This is a genomic window from Flavobacterium branchiarum (assembly GCF_030409845.1).
Lineage (GTDB): Bacteria > Bacteroidota > Bacteroidia > Flavobacteriales > Flavobacteriaceae > Flavobacterium > Flavobacterium branchiarum.
This window is the reverse complement of record NZ_JAUFQQ010000005.1, coordinates 75,360-101,254: the sequence shown is the minus strand read 5'-3', so window position 1 is coordinate 101,254 and position 25,895 is coordinate 75,360. Positions and strand designations below refer to the sequence as shown.

General features: G+C 33.6%; 18 protein-coding genes. 6 read left to right on the top strand and 12 right to left on the bottom strand.

Translation table 11 applies throughout. From position 1 onward, the window contains the following. Positions 1-348: 348 nt before the first annotated feature. The 3 genes from thrC to thrA form a co-directional block, all read right to left on the bottom strand. On the bottom strand, positions 349-1,638 hold the full coding sequence (gene thrC / locus QWY99_RS12420) for a threonine synthase (protein WP_290265750.1): 1,290 nt from the start codon (positions 1,636-1,638) through the stop codon (positions 349-351). A 128-nt stretch (positions 1,639-1,766) separates the two neighbouring features. Next, complete coding sequence (locus QWY99_RS12415) at positions 1,767-2,702, bottom strand: homoserine kinase (RefSeq protein ID WP_290265748.1); 936 nt, start codon at positions 2,700-2,702, stop codon at positions 1,767-1,769. Between the two features lie 299 nt (positions 2,703-3,001). Continuing rightward, a complete protein-coding gene (gene thrA, locus QWY99_RS12410) occupies positions 3,002-5,449 on the bottom strand; it encodes a bifunctional aspartate kinase/homoserine dehydrogenase I (protein WP_290265746.1) in 2,448 nt (815 codons plus the stop codon). A gap of 682 nt (positions 5,450-6,131) precedes the next feature. On the opposite strand from thrA, the gene hutH reads away from it, so the two are divergent. The 4 genes from hutH (at position 6,132) to QWY99_RS12390 (ending at position 11,863) form a co-directional block, all read left to right on the top strand. Continuing rightward, complete coding sequence (hutH, locus tag QWY99_RS12405) at positions 6,132-7,646, top strand: histidine ammonia-lyase (RefSeq protein ID WP_290265744.1); 1,515 nt, start codon at positions 6,132-6,134, stop codon at positions 7,644-7,646. A 48-nt stretch (positions 7,647-7,694) separates the two neighbouring features. Beyond that, entirely contained in the window at positions 7,695-8,339 is a 645-nt protein-coding gene (locus QWY99_RS12400) for a DUF47 domain-containing protein (protein ID WP_129537907.1), read from the top strand. 33 nt (positions 8,340-8,372) lie between these two features. Next, positions 8,373-9,713: an inorganic phosphate transporter gene (locus tag QWY99_RS12395; protein ID WP_290265739.1), complete on the top strand. Its 1,341-nt coding sequence runs from the start codon at positions 8,373-8,375 to the stop codon at positions 9,711-9,713. Between the two features lie 773 nt (positions 9,714-10,486). Beyond that, positions 10,487-11,863 carry an SMI1/KNR4 family protein gene (locus QWY99_RS12390; protein ID WP_290265737.1) on the top strand — a complete coding sequence of 459 codons (1,377 nt, stop codon included), beginning with the start codon at positions 10,487-10,489 and terminating at the stop codon, positions 11,861-11,863. Between the two features lie 386 nt (positions 11,864-12,249). Here the strand turns inward: QWY99_RS12390 and QWY99_RS12385 are convergent, their stop codons facing one another. From QWY99_RS12385 to QWY99_RS12360, 6 genes are all read right to left on the bottom strand, one after another. After that, complete coding sequence (locus QWY99_RS12385; RefSeq protein ID WP_290265734.1) at positions 12,250-12,621, bottom strand: hypothetical protein; 372 nt, start codon at positions 12,619-12,621, stop codon at positions 12,250-12,252. A gap of 452 nt (positions 12,622-13,073) precedes the next feature. Next, entirely contained in the window at positions 13,074-13,286 is a 213-nt protein-coding gene (locus QWY99_RS12380) for a hypothetical protein (RefSeq protein ID WP_290265732.1), read from the bottom strand. A gap of 365 nt (positions 13,287-13,651) precedes the next feature. Beyond that, entirely contained in the window at positions 13,652-14,074 is a 423-nt protein-coding gene (locus QWY99_RS12375) for a helix-turn-helix domain-containing protein (protein ID WP_290265730.1), read from the bottom strand. Positions 14,075-14,422: 348 nt separating this feature from the next. Next, the gene (locus QWY99_RS12370) at positions 14,423-14,935 is read right to left on the bottom strand and encodes a DUF421 domain-containing protein (protein ID WP_290265727.1); all 513 of its coding nucleotides are present in this window, start codon (positions 14,933-14,935) and stop codon (positions 14,423-14,425) included. Positions 14,936-15,417: 482 nt separating this feature from the next. Further along, complete coding sequence (gene rimK, locus QWY99_RS12365) at positions 15,418-16,788, bottom strand: 30S ribosomal protein S6--L-glutamate ligase (RefSeq protein ID WP_290265725.1); 1,371 nt, start codon at positions 16,786-16,788, stop codon at positions 15,418-15,420. Between the two features lie 131 nt (positions 16,789-16,919). Continuing rightward, positions 16,920-19,466 (bottom strand): ATP-dependent Clp protease ATP-binding subunit, encoded by a 2,547-nt coding sequence (locus tag QWY99_RS12360; RefSeq protein WP_290265722.1) that lies wholly within the window; start codon positions 19,464-19,466, stop codon positions 16,920-16,922. A gap of 247 nt (positions 19,467-19,713) precedes the next feature. On the opposite strand from QWY99_RS12360, the gene gyrA reads away from it, so the two are divergent. Together gyrA and QWY99_RS12350 are read left to right on the top strand one after the other, a co-directional pair. After that, positions 19,714-22,359, top strand: a complete 2,646-nt coding sequence (gene gyrA, locus QWY99_RS12355; RefSeq protein ID WP_290265720.1) for a DNA gyrase subunit A — start codon at positions 19,714-19,716, stop codon at positions 22,357-22,359. 45 nt (positions 22,360-22,404) lie between these two features. Next, the gene (locus QWY99_RS12350) at positions 22,405-23,673 is read left to right on the top strand and encodes a tetratricopeptide repeat protein (protein ID WP_290265718.1); all 1,269 of its coding nucleotides are present in this window, start codon (positions 22,405-22,407) and stop codon (positions 23,671-23,673) included. A gap of 97 nt (positions 23,674-23,770) precedes the next feature. Here QWY99_RS12350 and QWY99_RS12345 read toward each other — a convergent pair whose 3' ends face one another. From QWY99_RS12345 to QWY99_RS12335, 3 genes are all read right to left on the bottom strand, one after another. After that, positions 23,771-24,298: an endonuclease III domain-containing protein gene (locus QWY99_RS12345; RefSeq protein WP_290265716.1), complete on the bottom strand. Its 528-nt coding sequence runs from the start codon at positions 24,296-24,298 to the stop codon at positions 23,771-23,773. A gap of 115 nt (positions 24,299-24,413) precedes the next feature. Further along, the gene (gene msrB / locus QWY99_RS12340; protein ID WP_290265714.1) at positions 24,414-24,806 is read right to left on the bottom strand and encodes a peptide-methionine (R)-S-oxide reductase MsrB; all 393 of its coding nucleotides are present in this window, start codon (positions 24,804-24,806) and stop codon (positions 24,414-24,416) included. A 43-nt stretch (positions 24,807-24,849) separates the two neighbouring features. Then, positions 24,850-25,716 (bottom strand): alpha/beta hydrolase, encoded by an 867-nt coding sequence (locus QWY99_RS12335; RefSeq protein WP_290265712.1) that lies wholly within the window; start codon positions 25,714-25,716, stop codon positions 24,850-24,852. Positions 25,717-25,895 lie beyond the last annotated feature (179 nt).

Genomic DNA, 25,895 nt, shown 5'->3' with positions numbered 1-25,895 from the left:
TGACAAAATTTCGAGTGTAGATATGTAAGGTCTGTTTAATCAGAATGTCAATTGCATCCAGCTTTAGCTGGATGATAAAAGTAAGAGTCTTAAGAAAAGGCTTTAGCCAAAAAACTTTAAAGATTTTGGCTAAAGCCGATTTTAGATTAAAATGTAAACCTCCAGCTAAAGCAGGAGGCAATTTGTTGGGTGTGAAGAAGTGAAAATCTTTAGGTTTAATCCACACTGGCTTTACAATGAAATTTGATCTGCGCTATCGGAACGGAACAATTGAAAATAGAAAACCACAAATGATAAGAACCTAATCTTATAATCTGTGGCTTTAAAAATTGTATAATCAGAAGTATATTACCCCAAGAAAGCTTTCAACTCCTCATAAGAAGCAATTTTAGTACTTACTTTCTCTTTATTCATAACACTTTCTATTTGCGCCGGAATTGGAAGTGTAATTCCCAATGCAGGTTCAACAACATCTAGGAATTTAATTGGGTGAGCAGTTTCTAAGAAGATACCAATTGCATTTTCATGTTTTTGTAATTCTTTCTTCAATCCTAAATAACCAACTGCTCCGTGTGGTTCAGCAATGTAACCATCCGTTTTATAGATTTGTTTCATAGCTTCAAGTGTTTCTTCATCGGTATAACTGTAAGAAGAGAAATCTTTTTCGAAAGCCTTTAAATCATTATTATATAATTCTTGAATTCTGATAAAGTTGCTTGGGTTTCCAACATCCATTGCATTTGAGATTGTAGCCTTAGAAGGTTTAGGATCGTATTTCCCATTTTCTAAGAATCTAGGAACTGTATCATTTACATTTGTAGAAGCTACGAAATGTTGAATTGGCAATCCTAATTTCTTAGCCATAATTCCAGCACAGATATTTCCGAAATTCCCACTTGGACAAGAGAAGATCAAAGGTTTGTTCTGACTTTTCAATGCTTTGTACGCAAAGAAGAAATAGAACATTTGTGGCAACCAACGTGCAATATTAATTGAATTTGCTGAGGTTAGGTTTTTATGTGCTAATGATTCATCTAAAAACGCTTTTTTAACCATATCCTGACAATCATCAAAAACACCATCAACTTCCAATGCTTTGATGTTCTGTCCTAAAGTAGTCAATTGTTTTTCCTGAATATCGCTTACTTTTCCAGATGGATATAAAATCACAACCTCTACGCCATCAACACCAAGAAATCCGCTAGCAACTGCGCCACCCGTATCTCCAGAAGTAGCTACTAAAACGGTATTTTTAGCGTCTTTTTTATCTTTATTAAAGTATGCCAAACAACGTGACATAAATCGGGCGCCAACATCTTTAAAAGCCATTGTTGGACCGTGAAACAGCTCAAGAGAGTAGATTCTGTTTTCGACTTTCACCACAGGAAAATCAAAACACAAAGTGGCAGCAATGATTTCTTTTAAAACAGTTTCTGGAATTTCATCGCCTACAAACTGCTTGATAGCTTCAAAAGCAATTTGCTCATGACTTAAATTTTCGATTGTGTCAAAAAATGAAGGATCTAAAGCGGTAATGTTATCAGGAAAATATAATCCTTTATCACTTGCTAATCCTTGTATTACAGCTTCCTGAAAAGAAACTTTTGGGGCATTATGGTTTAAACTATAATATTTCATTGGTTGTTTTTTATAGAATCCCCACCCCACCCCTCCCCAAAGGGAAGGGAGTTGTAACCGGATTCAGATATGTTTATTTAGGATCTAAAATCGTTATTCTTTTATTCCCCCTTCGGGGGTTAGGGGGATTACAAAATACGAACTCCATCCGGATTTATTTGCGAGATATGAATTTCATACGGTAAATTGATGTTATCATATACTTCGCTCATGGCTTTTGCAATTTTTACAGCAGTTTCTTTTCCTTTGCTTAAAGCAAAAATAGAAGGGCCAGAACCTGAAATTCCAGAACCTAATGCGCCATTTTCAATTGCCGCTTGTTTGATTGAATCAAAACCAGGAATCAATACGCTTCGTAGCGGTTCAACGATTTCATCATGAAGCGAACGACCAATTAAATCATAATCTTTGGTATATAAACCAGCGATTAATCCGCCTACATTTCCCCATTGCATAATGGCACTTTTTAAGGAAACCGTTTGTTTTAATACCGAACGCGCATCAGATGTTTTTAACTCAATTTGAGGATGAACAACCGTAGCATATAATTCTTCGGGACTATCAATTTTTATAATATCTAGCGGGCTGTAGCTTCTTACCAATGTAAATCCACCCAAAAGGGCAGGGGCAACATTATCGGCATGAGCGTTTCCGCTTGCTAATTTTTCACCTTGCATAGCAAATTGAACCAAATCTTTTCTAGAATATGGTTTTCCTAATAATTCATTAATTCCAAAAACGGCTCCAGCAGAACTCGCAGCGCTACTTCCGATGCCGCTTCCGGCTTTGATATTTTTATAAATCTCAATTTCAAATCCAACGGTTATTGGGTTAAAATCTCTTTCGTAAGCTTCAAGCATGGCCAAAGCAGCAACTCCAGCTACATTTTTTTCCGTTTCTAGAGGTAAATCGGCACCCACAATTTTAGTGATGCGAATCCCTTTTTGATCTGATTCACGAACAATCATTTCATCACCCGCAGTTTCTAAACATAGTCCAAGAACATCAAATCCACACGAGAGATTGGCAATTGTTGCAGGACAAAATAGTTTTATTTCTTTCATTTTCTTTTAAGGTTCAGAGAGGCAAAGGCTCAGAGGTTCAAAGGTTTTTGCCAATCATTATTTTTTATTATTTGTTTCAGGTTCAAAGGTTCAAAGTTGCAGATAATCAAAGGTTTTGCTATTTATCTATTATTTCAAGTTTCAAGTTTCAAGTTTCAGGCTCAAAGGCTCAAAGTTGCAGAGGCTTAAACTTGAAACTTGAAACAAAAAACATATTCTCAAAGACGTAAACTTTGTCCCTATGAACCTCTGTGGCTTTGAGCCTTAGTGACTCAGTACCTTTGAGCCTTTGTACCTTATTAAACGTTTCCTATGCGAATTACATCTGCAAAAATCCCTGAAGCAGTAACTGCAGCTCCGGCACCAGCACCTTTTATTAGCAAAGGCTGATCTACATAACGATCTGTATAGAACAATACGATATTATCTTTTCCTTCTAGATTATAGAAAGGATGATCTTTAGGGATAAACTGTAAGCCAACGCTAGCTTTTCCGTTTTCAAATTGCGCAACATATTTTAATCTAGAGTCTTTACTCAACGCTTCATCATAAATAGCTTTAAAATGCGGTGCATGTTTTGTTAGCGATGCAAAAAAGTCTTCATTATTAGTTGTTGCAAGCGATTCAGCAGGCATGAAAGATTCATTTTCGATAGCATCGATATCCATTTCATAACCGCTTTCGCGAATCAGAATAAGGATTTTACGAGCTACATCAATTCCGCTTAAATCAATTTTAGGATCTGGTTCAGTAAATCCTTGTACTCCGGCTTCTTTTACCACATCGTGGAAAGAATTATTCTCATCAAAATTATTAAAGATAAAATTCAAACTTCCTGATAGAACAGCTTGTATTTTGTGGACTTTATCACCCGAAGCAATTAAGTTTTTTACAGTATCTATAATTGGTAATCCCGCACCCACATTCGTTTCGAATAAAAACGGAGCATTAAACTGGCGAGATAGGTTTTTTAGTTTTTTATAATTGTCATATTCAGAAGAACAAGCAATTTTGTTACAAGTAACTACCGCAATACTTTGTTTTAGGAACTCTTCATAAGTTTCAGATACGCTTGCGTTTGCAGTAATGTCAACAAAAATACTGTTACGTAAATTCAAATCTTTAGCACGCGCTATAAAAGTATCCTTATCGGCAGTTTCTCCATTTTCAAGAGCCGATTGCCATTCTTTAAGCGAAATACTATCTTCATCAAAAATCATTTTTCTTGAATTAGACAAAGCAATAACGCGAACATTTATCTTTAGGTTTTCTTTTAAAAACTTTCTTTGATTGTGAATCTGTTCAATGAATTTTTCGCCCACATTTCCAACTCCCATTACAAATAGGTTAAGCTGTTTGGTGTTTTCTTCAAAGAAATTTTCGTGTAATGTATTCAGTGCTTTTTTTACATCACGCTCGTTAATTACAACCGAAATGTTTCTCTCAGATGCGCCTTGAGCAATAGCGCGAATATTCACGTTGTTTTTTCCTAGAGTGCTAAACATTCTTCCGCTTAAACCTTGGTGGTTTTTCATGTTTTCACCAACCAAAGCGATGATGCAAAGGTTTTTCTCAACGATGCAAGGATCAACTTTGTTTTGAGTAATTTCTACTTCAAAAGCACGATTGATTGCTTGTTCCGCATTATCAGCATCAGCATTTAAAATACCAATACAAATAGAATGCTCAGATGAAGCTTGAGTTATAAAAATAACATTGATACTTTCATTCGATAAAACTTCAAAAAGACGCTTTGACGAACCCGAAACTCCAATCATTCCAGGACCTTCAAGAGTAATTAATGAAATACTATCGATATGGCTGATTCCTTTTACAATAGTATCTTTTGAGGAAACGTGATTCGAAATATAAGTCCCTTCCGATTCAGGTTCAAAAGTATTCTTGATTACAATAGGAATGTTTTTTCTTAAAACAGGCTGAATTGTAGGTGGATATAAAACCTTAGCACCAAAGTGTGATAACTCCATCGCTTCTTGATAAGAGATCGTTGCAATTGGTTGCGCTTGTTTTACAATTTTAGGATTGGCAGTGTACATTCCGTTTACGTCAGTCCATATTTCTAATACTTCAGCATTAAGAGCTCCCGCCAAGATTGCAGCCGAATAGTCAGATCCACCACGGCCTAAAGTAGTAATGATTCCATCGAGAGAGGAAGCAATAAAACCGGGCATGATTACAACCTGCGCTTTATTTTCTGAGAAATAATCACGTATTAATTGGTTTGTAACTTCAAAATTTACAGCAGCTTTACCAAAGTGGTTGTTCGTTTTAATCAGTTCACGGCTGTCTTTATAACCGCTATTTTTATTTGTTTGTTTTAAAGCTTCGGCAATGATATATGACGAAAGCAATTCACCAAAACTAAGGATAGTATCGGCAGTTCTATTAGATAACTCACCCAATAAGAAACAACCGTCAAGTAATGTTTCAAGGTGGTTTATGATTCTTTTTACGTGGCTTAATAAGCTACTTTGCTCGCTAACAGGAATCAACGCTTTTAGAGTATCTAAGTGTTTTTTCTCTATTTCGGCAACTATATCTTTATAACTTTCATCGTTAGAAGCGGCTTTTGCGGCAGCAGCCTGAAGTAAATCAGTTACTTTGCTTAAAGCAGAAACGACAACTATTAATTGATCTTGTTCTGATTTTTGGTTTACAATTGCTAAAACTCGTTTTATATTTTCTGCATTGGCGACCGAAGTTCCACCAAATTTTAATATTTTCATTGTGTGTGTGTTATTTTGTAAATGCAAGTGTTTATACGTATTCAATGCCTTTTTTCTTTCAAGAAAAAAAGTATGGATAGCCTGGATTATATGTAAAAATGTATACCCCTAAGGGGTAGTAGTAATCGTAGAAGTTGTTGTAGCAGTAATTGCAACCCAGTTTTGAGTTGTTATCGAAGAGTGATATTTTATACTGTTATCTTTCATTTTTGATTTTCCAAATGTACAGGTTTTTATAATGTACAAAAAATTTAATCGGATTTTTACGAATATTTTAATATTTAGCACTACAAAATTCCAATACTGATTATTTGTGAAAATTTAAAGGTTCAAAATGGGGTATTCATATATTTATCTCAGATTTAAGGAGTTATTTTTCTAAAATAAAGTCAAGATTTTAAATTATTTGACAAAAAAAGGATTCGGCTTACTGTAAATCATGTTTTTATTCAAGATTTAGATGAAACAGTGGTTATTATTAGAAATTATATTCGAAGCTTTTTTTAGAATATATTTTAGGTATTACTCTTGTAACGGCTGTTAGGAGTGATGAATACAGGTTTTGTAAGATAAAAGTTAGTATTCTTGTTAAAAATATCGATGTAGTATTTTAAATTATTAGCAAAAAAGGTTGTTTTTTAATATTGATTTGTTGAATTTTGACATTCAAATACAAAATAATATGAGCAATATTCATTATATCAGTACACAGTTACTGAATTTAGAGCAATTACAAGAAATTATAGTAGAGCATAAAACATTAGAACTATCTGATGAGGCAAAAGTTAATGTTCAAAAGTGTAGAGATTATTTAGATAAGAAAATGGCTTCACATTCGGATCCAATTTATGGGATTAATACCGGATTTGGATCACTTTGTAATGTGAAAATTTCGAATGAAAATTTATCTAAACTTCAAGAAAATCTTGTAAAATCTCATGCTTGCGGAACTGGGGATGAGGTGCCACAAGAAATTGTAAAACTAATGTTGTTGCTTAAAATTCAATCATTAAGCTACGGACATTCGGCAATTCAATTAGTAACATTAGAGCGTTTGGTATCTTTTTACAATAATGATATTTTGCCAGTTGTATATACACAAGGTTCACTTGGGGCATCTGGAGATTTAGCACCTTTAGCACACTTATCATTGCCGTTATTAGGAGAAGGCGAAGTGTATTTTGAAGGAAAAAAAGTGCACTCAAGCGAAATTTTGAAGCATTTTAATTGGGAACCAATCATCTTAAAATCTAAAGAAGGATTAGCATTATTAAACGGAACTCAGTTTATGAGTGCTTATGGAGCTCATATATTGATGAAAGCATATAAGTTCTCTTATTTAGCCGATTTAATTGGAGCTATTTCTTTAGAAGGTTTTGATGGAAGAATCGAACCTTTTAACGAATTAATTCATTTTATCCGCCCTCATAAAGGACAAATCGTGACTGCACAGCGCATCAAAGATTTATTAGAAGGAAGTGAAATTATCGAACAGGAAAAAACACATGTTCAGGATCCTTATTCATTCCGTTGTATGCCACAAGTTCATGGAGCTTCAAAAGATGCGATTGATTATGTGAAAAATGTTTTTAAAATAGAAATCAACTCTGTTACCGATAATCCTAACATATTTATAGAAAGCGATCAGATTATTTCAGGAGGAAATTTCCACGGACAGCCTTTGGCTTTAGCTTTAGATTTTATGGCAATTGCTTTGGCCGAATTAGGAAGTATTTCTGAAAGAAGAACGTATCAGTTAATTTCGGGATTGCGTAACCTTCCTGCATTTTTGGTAGATAATCCAGGATTAAATTCAGGATTGATGATTCCGCAATATACTGCAGCAAGTATTGCAAGTCAAAACAAGCAATTAGCAACACCAGCAAGTGTGGATAGTATTGTTTCGAGCAATGGACAAGAAGATCACGTGAGCATGGGAGCAAATGGAGCTACAAAAGCATTGCGCGTTATGGATAATTTAGAGCGTATTTTGGCTATAGAATTATTGAATGCTTCACAGGCAATTGCGTACAGAAAACCGTTGAAATCAAGCGATTTTATTGAAATGTTTTTAACTAGCTACCGCGAAGTAGTGCCGTTGGTTACTGAGGATAGAATCTTACATTATGACATCGAAAATACAATTTCATTCTTGAATAGTTTTCAAATTGAAAACGATTTGTTAACAATGGCTTAACATAATGAAAAAATAATGAAGTAATTTTGCAGTATTAAAAACAAAAAAATGTCAATAAACAGTATTTTCCAATTTTTAGTGCCGAAAGACAAGAAATTCTTTCCACTTTTTGAAGAAGCATCAAGTAATCTAATTGAATTAGCTTCTAACTTACACGAAGCAGTTAATCTTCCTTTGAAAGAAAGAGAAGTACTTTTTCAAAAGATAGATGAATTGGAACAAAAAGGCGAGGACATTACTCGTCAGACAAATTTGGAGTTAAGCAGAAACTTCATTACTCCATTCGATAGAGAAGATATTCATACTTTGATTACTTCTATTGATAATGTAGCTGATTATTTGCATGGTGCAGCAAGTAGAATGAGATTGTACCAAGTTGATAAGATTACAAAATCAATTAGAAAAATGACCGAAATCAATCTTGAGGCATGTCAGAATATTGACAGCGCAGTGAAAGAATTGAGAAATTTGGAAAATTTCAAAGTTATTAAAGACGCATGTGCTAGAATTAATAAACTAGAGAACAAGTCGGATAATGTTTATAACAAAGCAGTTTTTGAAATTTTTGAAAACGAAACAGACGCTAAAAATATTATTAAATATAAAGAAGTGTTATCTGTTTTAGAATCTGCAACAGATAAATGTAAGAGTGTGGCAAACATACTAGAATCTATTTCTGTAAAACATTCTTAATTCAATTCAATTTCATTCTGAAGTTATAATTTTATGACGCTACTTATAATTATTATAGTATTAGCTTTAATTTTTGATTACATCAATGGTTTTCATGATGCAGCAAATGCTATTGCTACAGTTGTTGCCACAAAGGTATTGACGCCTTTTCAGGCGGTTGTTTGGGCAGCTTTTTTTAATTTCTTGGCTTATTGGGTTTTCGGTTTTGGAGTAGCAGATACTGTTGCTAAAACCGCTAACACCATGCAAATCGATCTAGTTGTTATCTTAGCAGGGGTTATTGCTGCTATTTGTTGGAACTTATTAACTTGGTGGTTCGGAATTCCTTCAAGTTCATCACATACATTAATTGGAGGTTTTGCTGGTGCTGCTATTGCTCATGCAATTGCCGTACATGGTTTCTCAGGTTATGTAGGCGAAGACGGTACAACACAATATTGGTACGATATAGTCAGTTGGTACAAAGCAGGCAAGGATGGAGGGATGCCTTCGGGAGTCCTCATAATTGTTGCCTTTATTGTTTTGGCACCGCTATTAGGAGCATTAGCCTCTTATTTAATTTCTATTTGGTTATTAAACGCTTCTAAGAAAAGTATTTTGCCAAAGTTGTTTACAATCGGTTTAATGATTTTTACAGGTGTTTTCATATATTATCAAATGATTCCTTATGAAACAATTATAGCAAACGGTGGGCAACCTCGTTTTGAATCATCTGTTTTTTGGAGCGTTGTATTAGAATCACACAATATAAAATGGTTTTTGGTAGGGTTTATTATCTATTCAATCTCGGCATTTGCTTTGATATTTAGTAGCTTAAACCTACACCAAGCAGATAGTGCATTGAAAAAAATGCAATTACTATCTTCAGCTGCTTTTAGTTTAGGTCACGGTGGTAACGATTCTCAAAAAGTAATGGGTATTATTGCAGCAGCAGTTGCAGTTTATATTCATTCAAATCCAGGTGTTCACATGGATGAATGGTTAGATGTAGTGCTTCCGTCAGATGATGGAGCATTCAAAATGCCAGCTTGGATTCCTCTAGCTTGTTATTCTGCAATTGCTGCAGGAACATTAAGCGGAGGTTGGAAAATTGTGAAAACAATGGGATCTAAAATCACTAAAGTAACTTCATTTGAAGGTGTAGCTGCAGAAACTGCAGGAGCATTAACATTGTATTTTACAGAGCACTTTAAAGTACCAGTAAGTACAACACATACTATTACAGGTTCTATCATCGGAGTTGGATTAACTAAACGTGTATCTGCAGTTCGTTGGGGAGTAACAGTAAGTTTATTATGGGCTTGGGTATTAACCATTCCTGTATCGGCACTTTTGGCTGCAATAATATATTATGCACTTAGCATTTTTATATAATAGTAAAAAAGTATTTATAAAATGTGAGATTTAAAATTGCATTTTATACTAATATAAAAAGCTAGTTTCTTTATTGAAACTAGCTTTTTTGTTTGTTAAAACGAATGACTTTAAAATTAAAATAAAGTACATTAGCCCATTGGGTATAATTACTTCATCAATTCGATTCGCTCGGGTTGTAAAAAAGGTATTTAACACATAGAGACATAGTTTCAATAGCTATCTTAATAGAATTCATAATTAAGGAGATTCAAGAAAAATATTTTTTTCGCATAGTCTTATGTGATTTATTTTAAGTGAAACGCCTTTTTAGACTTTGTTAAGCTATGTTTCTATGTGTTGAAATAACTTATTACAATAATTAAATTTTGTCCTTAACGCAGAGACATAGTTTCAATAGCTATCTTAATAGAATTCATAATTAAGGAGATTCAAGAAAAATATTTTTTTCGCATAGTCTTATGTGATTTATTTTAAGTGAAACGCCTTTTTAGACTTTGTTAAGCTATGTTTCTATGTGTTGAAATAACTTATTACAATAATTAAATTTTGTCCTTAACGCAGAGATATAGTTTCGATAGTTATCGGAATAGAATTCATAATTAAAGGCGATTCAAGAAAAATATTTTTTTTCGCATTGCCTTATGTGATTTATTTTAAGTGAAACGTCTTTTTTAGACTTTGTTAAACTATGTTTCTATGTGTTGAAATAATTACGCCCAACAGGCTATATTTGTTGAATTCTAAAATAGAACCAAGGAATAAAGATTGAAATGAAAGAATCAAATCATACGTTCGTAACCGAACAAATAGAAAGAATTAAAAATAAGCTGATTTTAGCCAAAAATACCGATAAGGACTTAAAAGTATTTGGTGCCAGCGATCATAAATATCTATTGGGAGAAGTAGTAAGTAGCGAAGCTGTTTTACAATTTGAAACCGAATACAGTATACAACTTCCTAGCTCTTACAAAGCTTTCTTAATGAATATCGGAAATGGAGGCGAATCATTTTCATCATCGGGAGCAGGACCTTTTTACGGAATTTACCCTTTGGGAAAAGGAGTTAATGAATTCATCACTGAAAATCCTAAAGAGTATTTAAAAGGTGATTGTATATTACATCCTAAAATGACCGATGAAGATTGGGAAAACCTCACTGAAAAAATAGAAGAAGATGAAATCTCGGATGAAGATTACAATATTGAACTAGGGAAAATATATGGAGGAATCTTGCCAATTGGTACGCAAGGCTGTTCTAGCTATCATGCGATTGTTTTAAATGGAGAATTTAAGGGAAGAGTTGTAAATATTAATACAGAAAGATATACGCCTCAATTTACATTCGAATCAAATTTTTTAGATTGGTACGAAAGATGGCTTGACGAAGTGATTTCTGAAGATTTGATGCAAGAAACAGCAGGCTGGTTCGGATATAGCATGGGAGGTTCAGCGTTGGATATTTTAGAGGCCTACTTTTCGACTTCAGACAATGAAACTAGGAAAGATTGTCTGACAGGGATTTTAAAGAAGCAAAAGTTAGCTCCAGCTATATTAGATACAATTGAAGAAGAGTTTAGAATAAACGATGTTGAGGTGCAAACAGAGTTATTGCAAATACTAACAAAGTTTGATTACGAACGCGCTTTTCCTTATCTAATAGATTTTGCAGATGTGAGCTTGTTAGATGTTTTACAGTTTGTGTTTTGGTATGCAAAAGACAAAAGCACCGATTGGCTTGGGGTTATCGAATCGAATATTGAATCTATAAACGACGATGAAACTTTTAGATTCTGTGTTTATTTATTAAAAGAAATGAATATCGATTACGGATATCTTATAATTCCTTTTACTAAAAATGATAATGAAGAAATACGAGTTACAACTTATTATATGCTTGGGCAATTAAGTAACAAAAACAGTTATTTAGATACTTTTATCGTAGGATTGAATGATGCTTCAAACAGGGTTCTTCATACAGCGCTACAAGCCTTAAATGGAGTAGAAGATAAGAGGCTTCTGAAACATTATAAAAACATTGCCGAGAGATTTCCAAAAGAGAAGGATTATATTTTGGTAAACCTTAACCTCAGACTCAGGCCGTTTGGTTTAACAAATACGACAATTAAAGATTTAGCTTTAGATTCTTAAAATGATTTTATAAAAAAAACAGAGGATAATTTCCGATAAAATTATCTTCTCTTTTTTATTTTATGTTTTTCTGAAAGATCTTTTTTTGACCTTGCGGGTATTGAAATTATTGTTTTTATTATTCCGAAATTTCACGTTCGAAATGTAAAATATATTTAATTTTATTTGTAATGTAATAAGGTTAAAGATTAAAAGTGATGTTTGTTATGATACGATGGACGACGAGCCTCGGCTTGGTGATTGTAGTTAATAACAAAGTCTAAATTTAATAAAACTAAGCCATTTATTATTAACTAAATTACGAAAAAGGAAATATGAAAAACTTATGATGGTAAAGACTTGTCAATCTTAGATTTATCGATTTAGACTAGCTATTTTGTTGTAATTTATTTTAATAAATCAGTAAATAGATTTGATAAATTTCTGAAAATTTTTTGAGAATTAGTTTCTGCTATTTCTTCTTGGGTCTCTTCATTCGAGTTAAATCTTCCGAAAATATCTGCGTCAAATTTGGAAACAATTAAAATTTCTGAAGCAGGTAGTATTATGCCTAATTTTTCATCAATTTCTTTCTTTTTGTTTCTCTTAAGATAATCTTTAATGACATCCGTATATTTTGTAGTAATATCTATTGTTAATTTTTCTTTGTCTCTGTATCCGCTATAATTTGGGATTATTCTAATATAAGATTCACTCAATGGTTCGGATATTTTATTTACATAACCAATATATACTTTGTTGCTTTTTGTTGTAATCATTAACAGTTTATCTTCGTCTTTTTTTTCAGTTAATGAGAACCAAAATAGTCGATCTAATTGAGTACCAAATTTTCTAATAGTGAAATCGAATGCTAATTTTCTATAACAAAATAGATTGAAAAATTTGGCTAAAGGATAGGCTAGTAATAAAATTAGTAGGGAATGTTTGAATCCAAATATTATGTTTTCTTTTCCAATAATATCGTTAATTAGGTTACTGAAATAGTTCCTATGTTCAATAAATGGTTTAAAAAATAAAAAAGAGTTTTCGGATTTTAAAATATAAAAATCTATTAAGAAGGCTATAATCGAAACAAAAACAGAACATAATAATGAATTAAATATTAGTCTTTGTCGATCAACTCGAATATTGTAAAATTTAGTCAGGTTAAAAGTAAAAAGAAAAATATAACCAGCTAATAAAGGTAGAAGTATAAGGTCGAAACGAAGCATTATTCAGTAAGAGCGAACTTTTTAGAATTAGCTTTTTTGAAATTAGATACAGATTTATCTAATTTTTCAATTAATTCTAAAGCTTCTTGGTTATTATCAAATAAATCTTCACTTTTCATATAGAAAGCACCAGAGGAAGTAACTCTAACTCTTTTTATGTCTGATTTTTCAGTTCTTTCAAGCCATCTGTTTATTTTTTTGAATAGTTTCATAAACTCTGTAGATTTAATTTAATGTAAATGTACGAATTGATTTTTTTTAAAACAAATTTATTTCAACTAGAATAATACTAGAGCAGTATTAATAAATTGGGCATAACTTCTCACTTTGCAAAACTTTTTACACTCCTATTGCATAAAAAAAAAACAACAGGAATATTCCGTAAATCAGCTTAGCAAACATATTAAATAGTTTGTTGATTTATGTGTGTGATTTAGTGAATAAATCAACATTATAGAAAAATGTTGTTGATTATTGATGTAAAATGTACGGATTGCTAATTAATAATAATAATAATAAATCAGTCAAAAAAAAGCCTAACCAAAGGTTAAGCTCTTTATATATTTTGCAATGTTGTTTATTTGTTTTGAATCAGCTTCTCTAACCTCAACATCATTTCGTCTTTTTCTTTAAGCATGCGTTCGTAAAGAGCAATTTTCTCATCATGAAGTTCGATTATTTTGTCGATAGGATTGATTGTACATTTGTAGTTTTCTGCATATGCAACTGCATCACCATGAAAATTACTAGCTATAATATTTATTGCCTGTTCTTCATCAAAGTTTTCAATGGCTTCTACAGGTATTTTAAGTATTTGAGATACTTGTTGTAATATATTGGTTTCTATAGCTTCCTTTTGTTCTAATAGAGATATTTTCTTTTGGTTCCAGTCTTCGCCAAGTTCAAATGCAAGTACTTCTTGCTTTATGCCTAACATTTCACGGAAACGTTTTATATTTCTGCCTTGGTGTATTTTTTGGTCGCTATTATTGTGTGTCATGGTATCAAAATTATAATAATCTAAAGAGTTAAAGGTAACAAAATACTTGTAAAAAAACAGTATTTGCTCTGTAAATTACAGTTTTAGTATATTTTGTATATCGTTGCAAATGCCATGTTTTGTGTTTAAATGTAAATTATCACAATAGCTATTGGGCAAACTTTTCTAAGTCAATTATGACTAAAATTTTTCACGAAAAGTCGCTAAGTCGCTAAGAAAACAACTTTTTAAAACTGCAACTTGGCGACTTTGCGAGAGATTTATTCGGTATAGCTTTAAATATAGTTTTGCTAATTGGTTGATATTGATATATAAGGTTAGGTTTTAAACTTTCGACTTGTCTACTAACTACTTCTGAAAATTCTTATGATTGTGTTTTCGTTTATATATCGTTTGCTTTAAATGCTCTTTGTCTTGCGAAATAATACTAATTGTGCCATCGATCTCCAACATCGCTAATTTCACATCTTTATAATGCGCTACGCCATGTTCGCGCATTGCTTCCTCGAGTTCGTCGGATGTGATGTTTAATTTGCTCAATGATTTAAAATCGATATGTCCGTTATGAACCAATACTTCTGGTTTTTCTAGCAAAAGATTATGCAGAAATTTAGATTTATAAGTAAGTTTTTTGAGGACGTAGTTAATGACAAACAAAACCGCAGCCGCTGCAAGTCCGCCCAAAAGACTCGTATCGCTCCCCACCATAGCATTCTGAACAGCGTTACTAATTAGTAAAATCAGAATCACATCGGCAGTATTAAGCTGAGATAGTTCTTTTTTTCCAAAAATACGCAATGCAATTACCATGAAAAAGTACACTGAAGCACTTCTGATAACAATATCAAGATAGGGGTTCATGTTTTAGAGTGTTTAGTTTACAGTCTCGGTTTTCAGTCGCGGTGCTCAGTTTACAGTCGCAGTTTACAGTCTCAGTGTTCGGTTTGCGGTTATCAGTCGCAGTATTTAGTCTCAGTTTTCAGTTTTCAGTCGCAGTTTTCAGTCTCAGTTTTCAGTCGCAGTTTGCAGTCGCAGTATTCAGTTTACAGTTTTCAGTCTCAGTCTCAGTTTTCAGTCTCAGTTTTCAGTCTCAAGTCTCAGTATTCAGTTTACAGTACAGTAATCACAAACAAAGCTCGCAATCTAAGCCTGAAAACTGCAAACCGCGACTGCGACTGAGCTCGATCTAACCACAAACTAAGCCTGAAAACTGTAAACCGCGACTGCGACTGAGCTCGATCTAACCGCAAACAAAGCCTGAAAACTGCAACTGTGACTGCGACTAAGCTCGATCTAACCGCAAACAAAGCCTGAAAACTGAATACTGAGACTGCGACTAAAAACTACTTAAGTCTAAAGTTCTTCTCAATAGCTTTTATCATTTCACCTGCCACGTCTTTATTGGTAGCGCCTTCAATTCCTTCTAATCCGGGAGAAGAGTTTACTTCAAGCAATAAAGGACCTTTTGATGAACGGATAATATCAACCCCAGCAACTTTTAAATCCATTGCTTTGGCTGCTTTAATAGCGATTCTTTTTTCTTCGCTTGTTATTTTTAAAATCGATGCTGTTCCACCTAAATGGATATTGGCTCTAAATTCGCCTGGCATAGCTTCACGCTGAATAGCCGCAACAACCTTTCCGTCGATTACAAAACAACGAATGTCTTTACCGTTTGCTTCCTTAATGAACTCTTGTACTAGAATGTTAGCGTTTAAGCTTTTAAATGCATTGATAACACTTTCAGCAGCCTTTTTTGTTTCGGCTAATACAACGCCTTTACCTTGAGTACCTTCTAATAATTTTACGATTAAAGGCGAACCTCCAACCATTTTAATTAAATCGTCGGTATCTAAAGGAGAATTAGCAAAACCAGTTGTCGGAATATCGATACCGCTGTTTAGTAGCAATTGCAATGAATACAATTTATCACGTGATTGCGTTATTGCTGAAGCAGAATTCAAACAAAAAACTTTCAAAGCTTCAAACTGGCGAGTTAATGCGCAACCGTAAAAAGTAATGCTAGGACGAATACGTGGAATAATAGCATCAAATTGATTCAATATTTTTCCACCACGGTAATGAATCTCGGGAGTTTTAGCATCGAGTTTCATGTAGCATTCTTTGATATTCAAAAACTGCATGTCATGACCTCGCATTTCGCCAGCCTCCATGATTCGTTTATTACTGTATAACTCTGGATTACTTGCCAAAAGTCCGATTCGTAGCCCCGAAGTTGCTTTTTCAGAGTTTTGATAAAGCTCTTTTAAAGCATCAGAAGTAGGTTGACCCAAAAGGTATTTTTCCTCAGGATCTACAAGAACCCTTCCGCTCATGGCTTCGCGACCAAGAAGCATTCTGAAACCCATCGAATCTCGATTGGTCAGAGTCATTTCTATAGGCCATTTGATATCACCAATCTTTAGGCTTGTTTGTATCACATAGCGTTGTTCTCTAAACCCACTAGAACTTTTTACCACCCTTTTATCTACTAGGGGAGCTTCGCAATGTATTATTGTTTTTGTATTGTTTTGTATCGGATTAATATCAAATTTAACCCAACTAGCATCATTTTTTATAAAAGGAGCTATGTTTATGGCATGCATAGCCGAGGTTTTAGCACCTGAATCTACACGTGCTTTAATTGTTGGGATTCCTAATTCAGGAAAAGAGCACCATTCTTCGCTACCTAGGATGACTTTATTTTGAAGCATAATTTGATTTGTTTGACTTATCAAAAATAGATATTTGTTTTTAATAATTTACCGATTTCATACAAAGAATAAACCCGTTATGTTATAAAAAACGTAACGGGTTTGTATTTTGTTATAAAAAAGAAACTACTTTATTGATTAGTTGGCTCTTCGGCTTTATGAACAGCAACTGTAAGCTCTTGTGACTCTTCATTTAAGTCAATCAAAATTTCATCACCTGATGTAATTTTAGAAGTAATAATCTCTTCTGCTAATATATCTTCAACGTATTTTTGAATGGCTCTTTTTAGCGGTCTTGCTCCAAATTGCTTATCGAAACCTTTGTCTGCAATAAATGCTTTCGCTTTATCAGTAAGGTTTAGTTTGTATCCTAATTCTTCTACACGTGCGTATAGTTTTTTAAGTTCAATTTCGATAATCAAATCAATATCAGATTTCTCTAAACTGTTGAATACAATAACATCATCAATTCTGTTTAAGAATTCTGGTGCAAAAGTTTTCTTTAAAGCGTTTTCGATAATGCTTTTCGAATTATCATCGGCTTGCGCTATTTTAGCAGCAGTTCCAAATCCAACTCCTTGACCAAAATCTTTTAATTGTCTTGCTCCAACATTTGAAGTCATGATAATTATAGTATTCTTGAAGTCAATTTTGCGACCTAAACTATCCGTTAAGTACCCATCATCAAGCACTTGAAGCATCATGTTGAATACATCAGGATGTGCTTTTTCGATTTCATCTAAAAGAACAACGCAATATGGTTTTCTACGAACTTTTTCGGTTAATTGTCCACCTTCTTCGTAACCAACGTATCCCGGAGGCGCTCCAACTAAACGAGAAATAGCAAATTTTTCCATGTATTCACTCATGTCAATACGAACCAAAGCATCTTCAGAATCGAATAATTCTTTTGCTAGAACTTTTGCGAGTTGTGTTTTACCAACACCAGTTTGTCCTAAGAAAATGAAAGATCCAATTGGTTTGTTTGGGTCTTTAAGACCAGCTCTGTTACGTTGAATAGAACGAGCAATTTTTAAAACTGCTTCGTTTTGACCAATTACTTTATTCTGAATTAATTCAGGTAATTGAGCCAGTTTGTTGCTTTCTGTTTGTGCAATTCTGTTTACAGGAATTCCTGTCATCATTGATACAACATCGGCTACATTATCCTCTGTAACAAGGATTCTATTGCTTTTAGAATCTTCTTCCCATTGTTCTTGAGCTGCGGCTAATTCTTTTTCGATGCGTTTTTCGTCATCACGAAGTTTAGCTGCTTCTTCATATTTTTGTTTTTTGACAACCACGTTTTTGTTTTCACGTACTTCTTCAAGCTGACGTTCTAAATCCAAAATTTGTTTTGGAACATCAATATTGGTAATGTGTACACGAGATCCTGCTTCGTCAAGCGCATCAATAGCTTTGTCTGGCAAGAAACGCTCCGACATATATCGGTTTGTTAACTTCACACAAGCTTCAATTGCTTCTGGCGTGTAGGTTACGTTGTGGTGATCTTCGTATTTATCTTTAATATTGTTTAAGATTGCAATAGTTTCTTCAACCGAAGTTGGTTCTACAATTACTTTTTGGAAACGTCTTTCTAAGGCGCCATCTTTCTCAATATATTGTCTGTACTCATCAAGAGTAGTAGCTCCAATACATTGAATTTCACCTCTTGATAAAGCCGGTTTAAACATATTTGATGCGTCTAGAGATCCAGTTGCACCTCCAGCACCAACGATTGTGTGAATTTCATCGATAAAAAGGATGATGTCATCATTTTTCTCCAATTCGTTCATTACCGCTTTCATACGTTCTTCAAACTGACCACGGTATTTGGTTCCTGCAACAAGGCTAGCTAAATCTAAGGTTACCACACGTTTGTGAAATAAGATACGAGATACTTTTTTCTGAACAATACGCAAGGCAAGTCCTTCGGCAATAGCTGATTTTCCTACTCCAGGTTCACCAATTAATAAAGGGTTGTTCTTTTTTCTACGGCTTAAAATTTGCGAAACGCGTTCAATTTCTTTCTCACGTCCTACAACAGGATCAAGTTTACCTTCCTCAGCCATTTCTGTTAAATCTCTCCCAAAATTATCCAAAACCGGCGTTTTAGATTTTTTGTTAGACTTATTGGCTGGATTATTAAAACTTCCTTCTTTAAGACTGTCATCTTGTCCTGAATCATCATTATATGATTCGTTTCTTGGCAAGTTTTCTAAAAATTCTTCTTCGCTTGGAGTCATATTTAAGTATTGTTCTTTAGCTACGTCATAATCTATTTTTAGCTTATTCAGTAACTTGGTTGTTGGATCGTTTTCGTTTCGTAAGATACATAAAAGTAAGTGTGCTGTGCTTATAGATGAACTCTGGAATACTTTGGCTTCTAGGAATGTCGTCTTTAACGCTCTTTCAGCTTGACGCGTAAGATGGAGATTTTTTTTCTCTACATTGATTTCGGCACCAGGATTAGCAGGGCTCAGTATTTCAACTTTTCTACGTAAATGCTCTAAATCAACTTCTAGGTTATTTAATATATGAATGGCTTTTCCGTTTCCATCCCTTAAAATGCCTAGCATCAAATGTTCAGTACCAATAAAGTCGTGACCCAATCTTAAGGCCTCTTCTTTACTGTAGGTAATAACATCTTTTACTCTTGGTGAGAAATTATCATCCATAATATATATTTAATTGTAAATTTAGTGAATTAAAAACAAAAACCATACCCATCGGAAAGTCCTGTCAGCTAAGAGACGAAAATAATAATAATAAAAGAGTTAAATAAGATTTAAATTATTAACTAAAGTATAAAATAAAGTTGTTAATAAATCATTGAAATAAGTACCGTAAAATACCTTCAAAAATTTCAAAAAGACGTATATTGGCACGTTTTGAAACTAATATAATTTTTTAATATAACAACTTATGTCTGAAGGAGAAAAGTTAATTCCTATTAACATAGAGGATGAAATGAAATCAGCTTACATCGATTACTCGATGTCGGTTATTGTATCGAGAGCACTCCCTGATGTTAGAGATGGTTTAAAGCCAGTACATCGAAGAGTTCTTTACGGAATGTATGATTTAGGAGTTTTTTCAAATAAAGCCCATAAAAAATCCGCCAGAATTGTCGGGGAAGTTTTAGGTAAGTATCACCCACACGGAGATACTTCAGTTTATGACGCCATGGTACGTATGGCTCAAGAATGGAGTTTACGTTATTTATTAGTGGATGGCCAAGGTAACTTTGGTTCTGTAGATGGAGATAGCCCGGCAGCAATGCGTTATACTGAGGCTAGAATGCGTAAGATCTCAGAAGAAATAATGGCTGATATCGAAAAAGAAACAGTTGATTTTCAATTGAACTTTGATGATACTTTATATGAGCCTAAAGTAATGCCAACTAGAGTTCCTACTTTATTAATTAACGGAGCAACTGGTATTGCAGTAGGTATGGCAACTAATATGCCTCCTCACAACCTTACAGAAGTGATCAATGGTACGCTTGCTTACCTTGAAAATAACGATATTGAAATAGACGAATTAATCACTCATATTAAAGCACCTGATTTTCCAACTGGTGGTATAATATATGGGTACGAAGGTGTTTGTGAAGCATTTAAAACTGGTAGAGGACGTATTGTTATGCGTGCCAAAGTTGGTTTTGAAGAAGTAGATGGTAGAGAATGTATCATTGTAACCGAAATTCCTTACCAAGTCAATAAAGCAGAAATGATCAAACGTACTGCTGATTTGGTTAATGATAAAAAAATCGACGGAATTGCAAACATCCGTGATGAGTCTGATAGAAACGGTATGCGTATCGTATATATCCTTAAACGTGATGCAACGCCAAACGTAGTTTTAAATACATTATATAAGTATACACAACTACAATCTTCATTTAGTGTAAACAATATTGCATTAGTAAAAGGGCGTCCACAAATGTTGAATCTAAAAGATATGATTCACTATTTTATTGAGCACCGTCACGATGTAGTAGTTCGTAGAACGCAATTTGAATTACGCAAAGCCGAAGAAAGAGCGCATATCTTAGAAGGTTTAATTATCGCATCAGATAATATTGATGAAGTAATTGCTTTAATAAGAGGTTCGAAAAATACGGAAGAAGCTCGTGAGAAATTAATCGAAAGATTTAAATTATCAGATATTCAAGCGCGTGCGATTGTAGAAATGCGTTTGCGTCAATTAACAGGTCTGGAACAAGACAAGTTAAGAGCTGAATACGAAGAGTTAATGAAATTAATCGATCACTTGAAAGCGTTATTGGCTGATGTTGAATTGAGAACTAATTTAATTAAAGAAGAACTAATCGAGATCCGTGATAAATACGGGGATGAACGCCGTTCTAGAATTGAATATTCTGGTGGAGATGTTAGTATCGAAGATTTAATTGCAGATGAGAATGTGGTAATTACAATTTCGCATGCAGGTTACATCAAACGTACAAACCTTACGGAATACAAAACTCAAAATAGAGGTGGAGTTGGACAAAAAAGCGCAGGAACAAGAGATCAAGATTTCCTTGAGCATATGTTCGTTGCAACCAATCACCAATATATGATGTTCTTTACTCAAAAAGGAAAATGTTTCTGGATGCGTGTGTACGAAATTCCAGAAGGTAGTAAAACCGCAAAAGGTAGAGCTATCCAAAACTTGGTAAATATAGAAAGCGACGATAAAGTTAAAGCGTTTATCTGTACTCAAGACTTAAAAGACAAAGATTACATCAATAGTCATAACTTAGTTATGGTAACTAAAAAAGGTCAGGTTAAGAAAACATCTTTAGAGAAATATTCTAAACCTAGAGTAAATGGAGTTGCTGCAATTACTATTAAAGAAGGTGACGAATTATTAGAAGCTAAATTAACCAATGGAGAAAGTCAGATTATTTTGGCTGTTAAATCGGGTAAATTAGTTCGTTTTGAAGAAACTAAAACCCGTCCGATGGGAAGAACAGCTTCAGGAGTTCGTGGAATTACTTTAAAAGATGATACCGATGAAGTAATTGGTATGGTTACGGTTGATAAAGACAATGTTAATGATTCACAAATTTTAGTTGTAACTGAAAATGGATACGGAAAACGTACCAAATTAGTTGATGACGATGGTGAAGATGTATACAGAATCACTAACCGTGGAGGTAAAGGTGTGAAAACGCTTAATATTACTGAAAAAACCGGAAAACTTATTTCGATTAATGCCGTAACAGATGCTGATGATTTAATGATTATCAACAAATCTGGATTAACAATTAGAATGGCTATCGAAGATTTACGTGTAATGGGTCGTGCTACTCAAGGAGTTCGATTAATTAACTTAAAAGGTAAAGATTCTATCGCAGCTGTAACTAAAGTAATGAAAGATGATGTTGCAGAAGTTGTTGTTGACGAAGACGGAAATGTTATCGAAAGCGCTATCGAAAGAGTAAAACCAGACTTAGAAGTTCTTGAAGACGACGGAACTGTTGAAGATGACGACGAAGAGGATGACGTTGAGGAAGACGATGCAGAAGATGACTCGGAAGAAGAAGAGGAGTCTGAAGAATAATTAATAGAACCCAACAAACAAATTTAAATATAAAAATTGAACACTATGAAAAGTAAATATGTAATACTAGCGTCAGCTTTACTGATATCAGTAGCTACTTTTGCTCAAAAAGATCAAATTAAGAGTGCTGAAAAAGCATTGAAAAGTGGCGATACTAAATCGGCTATTTCTATTCTTGACGCAGCAGATTACCTGATTACAAATGCAAAAGATACAGAGCAAGCTCAGTATTATTTTGTAAAAGGAAACGCTTATTTAGAAGAAGCTAAAAAAGGAGTAGATGAAGGAAAAAACCTTTTGCTTGCTGCAGAATCATATAAAAAATTAATTGAAACTGAAAAAGCATCAGGGAAAACTAAATATTCGACTCAAGCAGCAGCTTCAATTACTGATATCAAAGGAAGATTGATTAATGGAGCTATCGCTGATTCTAAAGCGAATAAACATGCAGATGGAGCAAAGAAAATCTATGATGCTTATTTATTAGATAAAAAAGATACAGTTAACTTGTATTATGCAGCTTCAACTTATGTAAATGCTGGAGATTATACTGCTGCTTTACCTCTTTATGAAGAGTTGAAAAATTTAAAATATTCAGGAAAAGGTACAACGTACTTGGCTACAAATAAAGCAACTGGAGAAGATAATGCTTTTGCTACTGCAAATGAAAGAGATCTTGCTATTAAGATTGGAACTCATGAGAATCCAAAAACTGAAGTTTCTCCTTCTAAAAGAGGTGAAATTTTTAAAAACATCTCACTTATTTTAGTTCAAAACGGTAAAACGGAAGAAGCTAAAAAAGCTATCGCTGAAGCTAGAGCCGCTAATCCAGAAGATAGTTCTTTAATCCTAACAGAAGCAAATTTATATTTGGAAACTAAGGATTATGATATGTATAAGAAATTAATTGGTGAGGTTTTGCAAAACAATCCAAACGATGTTAATTTGCTTTTTAACTTAGGAGTATTAAGCGGAAATGCAAAAAATACTGCTGATGCTGAAAAATATTATACTAAAGTAATCGAAATTAAACCTGACTATGTTAATGCTTACATTAATCTAGCTGCTTTAAAATTAGAGAGCGAGAAAGTTATAATTGACGAGATGAATAAGCTTGGAAATTCAGCTAAAGACATGAAGCGTTATGATGAATTGAAAGCTAAAAGAAATAACCTTTTCAAAAGTACAATTCCATACCTTAAAAAAGCAGTTGAGTTAGATCCTAAAAATGAGGATGTTTCTAAAACACTTTTAAATGTTTACAGCGCACTTGAAATGACTGCTGAATACAAAGCATTGAAAGCAAAAATGTAAGATCATTTTTCTAAGCATAAAAAAAACCAAGACGTGAGTCTTGGTTTTTTTATGCTTTTATTTTTGATACGTTTAATTGTTATGCTGTAAAGGAAAGTTATTCAAAACTTAAATAATAATTGCAATGCGGATTAATGAGGCATTCGTTGCATTTAGGTTTTGGGCGACATGTTTCTCTTCCTAAAAAAGAAATAGCCATTCCTATCTCTCCCCAAATGTTTTTTGGTAGAAGTAGTATCAATTCTTTTTCTACTTTATTACCATCTTTAGATTCTTTAGTAAGTCCAATTCTTGGCGCTACGCGAATAACATGTAAATCTGCAATAATTCCCTCAGCGGGCTTATTAGACTCTCTTAAAATGACATTAGCAGATTTTCGACCAATACCTTTTAATGCTACCAAATCTTTCATGGTCATCGGGATATTTTCATCCTTTTGAACCGTATTGGCAATTTCTATTAGCCATTCGGCTTTAGTTCTGTAGTTTCTAACTTTACTGATATAAGTAAACAGTTCTTCTGTATTTGTTGTAGCGAGACTTTCCATGTTTGGATATTTTGCAAAGAAAGTAGGAGCAATCGAATTGATGTTAGCATCAGAATCTTGAGCTGATAATACTACCATTACAAGTAATTGATAAGTATTCTGATAATCTAAAGGATGTTTTCGCCTTTATATTTTGTTAGAATAGGTTCTAGAATTACTTTCCAATCTGGATTTTCGCCAAATAAATCCATGACTATTTGTCTTTAAAATCTATCGATAAAGAGTTCACGCAATAGCGTTGTCCAGTTTGAGTTGGGCCATCATCGAAAACATGACCTAAATGACTGCCGCAATTGGCACAAAGAATTTCAGTACGTTTCATTCCGTGGCTTACATCCGAGATATATTCGACTTTACCAGGTATCGATTCATCAAAAGAAGGCCATCCGCAATGGGCATCAAATTTAGAATTACTCTCAAACAATGGCTCATTACAAGCGCCACAACAATATACTCCATTTTCAAAATGAAGGTTATATTCTCCAGTATGAGGGCGTTCGGTTCCTTTTTGGCGGAGTACATGATAACGGTCATTGCCAAGTTGCTCTCTCCATTCCTGTTCTGTTTTTTCGATTGGATATTTCATTGTTTTTTATTTTTTTGTCAAAAAGTAAGGCTAACAAAATTAGTTACTTATGTTCAATAAATTGTACTGTTTTATTAATAACATTCGAATTGCCTAAAATTTTACGATGTCCCAATCCTTCTGTTAATAGTAATGTGCTGTCTTTTAAATGTTCATTAATGTGAATTCCAGCTTTTACAGCAACTTCAGGATCATCTTTATCATGAACAACCAAAACGGGAATATTTACAGCTGCAGCCGCTACATAAGCCGAAAAATCATTCATTTTTACATCGTATTTGTTTTCAAAATAACTACGTAAGCGAGTACTGATATCTGGATTTAGTTCTAGTTTGGCAACAAAATCATCGATAATGTCCTGAACAACGTCACCACTACCAATTACAACAGCACGATTAACATTTAATCCTTGTTTTATAGCATTTAAAACAGACATGCCTCCTAATGAATGTCCAACGGCAGCTTCAAAAGGGCCATATTGTTTTTCTATTTCCAAAATTGAAGCAATAAAATCGACCATATGTGTGGTTTTACCAGGAGATTTTCCATGAGCTGGGGCATCAAAACTAATGGTTTCGTAGCCTTGTTTAAGAAGTTCATCGGCAATCTTGAATAATTGTGTGCCACGACCAGACCAACCATGAACCAAAAGTACTTTTTTGTCACTTTTTCCATATTTATAAACAACAACTTCGCTGTTAATTGCTGGTACTTTTATGGTGCTTTGTATGCTTTTATGGTCCATTTCTAACTCTCTCTTAGGAACCTTATGTTTTATTGGAGTTATAAAAAGCTTCGTAGCAAATGAAGTAGCTAGTTTAGGCGAAATAAAAGAAAGGAATTTACCTGTTGCTATTATAAAACGTGGGATTTTTAATGATTCTGTGGGACTAGATTTTTTTTTTGACATTATAATAAGTTTTGTAGCGCTTTTAGAATAGTTGGTTTTAAAAATATAAAAGTAAGACAATTAATAAAATGAATTGGTAAGTTATAATTAATTTAGATAATCTATTGTGTGTAACTATTTTAAACACAATCCAAATAGCTATTGCAACTATGTGTTAAATGTTTTTTTTTACGAATTGT

What these genes read in the sequence shown, in the direction of transcription:
- thrC (WP_290265750.1), bottom strand. Translation starts at nt 1,638, where the DNA reads ATGAAATATTATAGTTTAAACCATAATGCCCCAAAAGTTTCTTTTCAG.
- QWY99_RS12400 (WP_129537907.1), top strand. Translation starts at nt 7,695, where the DNA reads ATGTCAATAAACAGTATTTTCCAATTTTTAGTGCCGAAAGACAAGAAA.
- QWY99_RS12345 (WP_290265716.1), bottom strand. Translation starts at nt 24,298, where the DNA reads ATGGTAGTATTATCAGCTCAAGATTCTGATGCTAACATCAATTCGATT.
- gyrA (WP_290265720.1), top strand. Translation starts at nt 19,714, where the DNA reads ATGTCTGAAGGAGAAAAGTTAATTCCTATTAACATAGAGGATGAAATG.
- rimK (WP_290265725.1), bottom strand. Translation starts at nt 16,788, where the DNA reads ATGCTTCAAAATAAAGTCATCCTAGGTAGCGAAGAATGGTGCTCTTTT.
- thrA (WP_290265746.1), bottom strand. Translation starts at nt 5,449, where the DNA reads ATGAAAATATTAAAATTTGGTGGAACTTCGGTCGCCAATGCAGAAAAT.
- QWY99_RS12360 (WP_290265722.1), bottom strand. Translation starts at nt 19,466, where the DNA reads ATGGATGATAATTTCTCACCAAGAGTAAAAGATGTTATTACCTACAGT.
- QWY99_RS12380 (WP_290265732.1), bottom strand. Translation starts at nt 13,286, where the DNA reads ATGAAACTATTCAAAAAAATAAACAGATGGCTTGAAAGAACTGAAAAA.
- hutH (WP_290265744.1), top strand. Translation starts at nt 6,132, where the DNA reads ATGAGCAATATTCATTATATCAGTACACAGTTACTGAATTTAGAGCAA.
- QWY99_RS12385 (WP_290265734.1), bottom strand. Translation starts at nt 12,621, where the DNA reads ATGATTACAACAAAAAGCAACAAAGTATATATTGGTTATGTAAATAAA.
- QWY99_RS12395 (WP_290265739.1), top strand. Translation starts at nt 8,373, where the DNA reads ATGACGCTACTTATAATTATTATAGTATTAGCTTTAATTTTTGATTAC.
- QWY99_RS12350 (WP_290265718.1), top strand. Translation starts at nt 22,405, where the DNA reads ATGAAAAGTAAATATGTAATACTAGCGTCAGCTTTACTGATATCAGTA.
- msrB (WP_290265714.1), bottom strand. Translation starts at nt 24,806, where the DNA reads ATGAAATATCCAATCGAAAAAACAGAACAGGAATGGAGAGAGCAACTT.
- QWY99_RS12390 (WP_290265737.1), top strand. Translation starts at nt 10,487, where the DNA reads ATGAAAGAATCAAATCATACGTTCGTAACCGAACAAATAGAAAGAATT.
- QWY99_RS12415 (WP_290265748.1), bottom strand. Translation starts at nt 2,702, where the DNA reads ATGAAAGAAATAAAACTATTTTGTCCTGCAACAATTGCCAATCTCTCG.
- QWY99_RS12370 (WP_290265727.1), bottom strand. Translation starts at nt 14,935, where the DNA reads ATGAACCCCTATCTTGATATTGTTATCAGAAGTGCTTCAGTGTACTTT.
- QWY99_RS12375 (WP_290265730.1), bottom strand. Translation starts at nt 14,074, where the DNA reads ATGACACACAATAATAGCGACCAAAAAATACACCAAGGCAGAAATATA.
- QWY99_RS12335 (WP_290265712.1), bottom strand. Translation starts at nt 25,716, where the DNA reads ATGTCAAAAAAAAAATCTAGTCCCACAGAATCATTAAAAATCCCACGT.